The sequence below is a fragment of the Streptomyces sp. MS191 genome (genome assembly GCF_008042125.1).
Classification (GTDB): domain Bacteria; phylum Actinomycetota; class Actinomycetes; order Streptomycetales; family Streptomycetaceae; genus Streptomyces.
Genome location: NZ_RDBI01000102.1, coordinates 1 through 801 on the forward strand (window position 1 = coordinate 1; position 801 = coordinate 801).

The following is an 801-nucleotide window of genomic DNA, read 5'->3' on the forward strand; positions in this document are numbered from 1 at the left end:
GCCGCGGCGCGGTGCCGGCAGGACCCGGCCGTAGAGCAACGGGCCGGGGCCAAGGGAGAGGAGACCGGGGGCGGCGGTCAGCCGCTGCCACAGTTCCGCGTCGGCGACGAGGTCCGCCACGACGGTGGTCGAGGTCCGCCACGACGGTGGTCGTTCCGGGTGCCCGCAGGGCGAGTTCACCCGCCAGCCAGTGCCAGGGCAGCCCGGTGTACCGGAGCGTCGCGGCCGTGGTCCGCGCGAGGGCCAGGTGCGGCAGCTGCTGGCGGCGGTCCAGGTGCAACTGGCCCGCCAGGTAGACCGCCAGCGGTCCCGGGGCGGCCGGCTCCGGGGGCTCCCGGGGCGGCGGGCGTCCCGGTGGGCACGGGGCCGGTGGCCGGTGCGACGGCGTACGGGCCGGGCGACGGCGGTGCGGGGGAGAGCGGCCGGCCCGGGGCGGCGGCGGTCGGAGCGACGGTGTCCGGAGCGGCCGTGATCGGTGTGCCGACGGCCGGGGTGGCGGTGGCCGGGAAGCCGCTGCCCGGCGCGCCGCGGCGCGGTGCCGGCAGGACCCGGCCGTAGAGCAACGGGCCGGGGCCAAGGGAGAGGAGACCGGGGGCGGCGGTCAGCCGCTGCCACAGTTCCGCGTCGGCGACGAGGTCCGCCACGACGGTGGTCGTTCCGGGTGCCCGCAGGGCGAGTTCACCCGCCAGCCAGTGCCAGGGCAGCCCGGTGTACCGGAGCGTCGCGGCCGTGGTCCGCGCGAGGGCCAGGTGCGGCAGCTGCTGGCGGCGGTCCAGGTGCAACTGGCCCGCCAGGTAGACC

General features: G+C 78.9%; 1 pseudogene. It reads right to left on the reverse strand.

What is annotated here, in order from left to right:
• Nucleotides 1-176: 176 nt before the first annotated feature.
• Nucleotides 177-801, reverse strand: a pseudogene (locus EAO71_RS39840) (hypothetical protein); the annotation flags it as partial.